General features: G+C 62.2%; 1 protein-coding gene. It reads right to left on the minus strand.

Features of this window, described 5'->3' with window-relative positions:
- Positions 1–235: 235 nt before the first annotated feature.
- Positions 236–1801, minus strand: coding sequence for a tRNA lysidine(34) synthetase TilS (tilS, locus tag OXE05_06145; GenBank protein ID MCY4436899.1), 1566 nt, complete (start codon positions 1799–1801; stop codon positions 236–238).
- Between the last annotated feature and the right edge of the window lie 375 nt (positions 1802–2176).

Consider the following 2176-nt stretch of genomic DNA (forward strand, 5'->3'; position numbering starts at 1 on the left):
CGGCGGCAACAGCCAGGCCTGTTCACGACTAAACGGTCTCAACGGCATCGTCACTACCTCTCTACAAACTATCCCACCACCTCACCTTGCTCCTCTTCACGCCAGTATACATCCGGTAGAACTATTTTTGAGACAGCCTCCCCAGGAGAGGGAGTGCCCCTGCTTGAAAGTGGGGTTATGCAAAGGTCTCCCCAGGAGAGGGGATTGACCTCGCGTGCGGACTTGAAAGCACCGCTCACGGCACGTTCTCCGCAGGCAATGATTCAAGGCGCAGGCAAATAACTTGCCGCGTTTGGTCGGTGATGCGGTAGCGGGCGTCGCTGCGGTGTCCCGCGACCCAAACGATAGCATTATTCTCCGTAACGATGAGCGGCACAAGGTCCCGCAGACGCGCCGGCACCCGAGCATCCACCAGAAAGTCCTGGAGCTTCTTCTCGCCGGTCATGCCCAGCGGCACGAAACGGTCGCCGGGCAGGCGCGTCCGCACCTTCAGATCTCCGGCCACCTGTCCGGCGTCGATCCAGGCAACATTACCGGCAGTTCCGGCGTGAAAGTCTACCTCGCCTGGCTCAACCAGCCCGGCGTGAATGGCGCTTCCAAGCTGCGCAATCTCCGTGCGGCCGGGCACGGCGAGCGTGACCGGCGGGAAGAATGCTTGCGCAGGCGCATATCCGATCCAGATGCCGTCATGCTCGGCACGGCACAACAAACCGCCGGGGAGCGGACTTGCAACGCCGGTCTTGTCCTGACGCAGCGCCTCGCGCGCACTAACGACGTGCCCGTATTCCAGCCCTTGAACGTGCCCCACCACCCGTGCCACGGCGGAGCGCAACACTGCCGCTTGCAAGGCGGGCGGCTGCGCGAGCCACGCGGCGCGAGCGAAAAGCACACCGTCTGTCTTCCGTTCAGAATGCTGTTGCAGCCAGTCTTCAGCCAATGCAGTCAAATATGCAGAGTCTTCCTCGAATACGCGGGCCGCGCGGGCCAGCGTACGCGCTGCTGCGGGGTAACGCGTCTCGAGCAATGGGAGCACTTCATGGCGCAGCCAGTTCCGCTGCGGCGTGGTGGTCTCATTACTGCTGTCTTCGCGAAACGCCAGTTCCCGGCGGGCGCAGTAAGCGCGAATTGCGGCGCGCGGTACGTTCAGCAGCGGTCGCACCAGGGTGATGGTTGGGTCAGGCGGGTGGTTCGCCTCCTGCCGGTCTTTTTGGGGGCTGGCGACGTTAGCTGGATCCGGCACGGCAGCATCGGTAAGCAGCAGCGGGCTCGCGTAGCGCATGCCGGCAAGGCCGCCCGGACCGCTGCCCCGCAGCAGATGGAGCAATACGGTCTCGGCTTGATCGTTCTGGTGGTGCGCCAGGCCAATGTAGCGCGCTTCCGCATGCCGGGCGATTGCGGCAAGCAGCCGGTAGCGCAGCCGCCGGGCGGTGTTCTCCGGTGAGGCGTAGTCTTGCTGCGCCCGTGCGACATCAATTGATCGCACGGTGCAGGGCAGCCCCGCGCGCGCGGCCACTTGCGCAACAAGCGCGGCGTCCGCGTCAGATTCTGCGCCGCGGAGTTGGTGATTCACGTGGGCCACGTGGAGATGCCAGCGGTGACCCGGCGCAAGCTGCTGCAGGGCATCGAGCAGAGCGATGGAATCCGCCCCGCCGGACACGGCCACGACTATCTTGCAGCCATTGGGTAGCAGGTCTTGGGTGGCAATGGTCTGCGCTACAGTATCCAGCAGCGGATCCCGTGGCGGCCGCGGTCTATCCACCCCGCTCACCGCCGCCTCCGCAGTTCGATCTTGATACTTCATGTGATCATGGTACCCCAGGCGCGCACGCCGGAGAGCTTGCGCTACGAGTCTCGCGAGAGATGCGCTATGTACCGGGCAAGTTGCCCGGCGTAACCACAGGGATGCAGTGTGTCGCCCATGTAAATGTCAGGAAATTCGTTGACAGATTTGGTAGAAGAAACATGGGAGCAGAACTCTGTGTTCGCCTACATACATGTCATTCCGAACGGAGCGTAGCGGAGTGTCGCTCTTAGCGCGGAATCTAGAGTGCTGAGGCCGTGAAAGTGTGTTGAGCAGGGACCCTAGATTCCGCGAACCTTGTTCGACGCTACGCTCGGAATTGTAAATGTCAGATAATTCGTTGACAGATTTAAGTACAAGAGCAACCTTCCTCAG

The organism is Chloroflexota bacterium (assembly GCA_026710945.1).
In the GTDB taxonomy this organism is placed as follows: domain Bacteria; phylum Chloroflexota; class UBA11872; order VXOZ01; family VXOZ01; genus VXOZ01.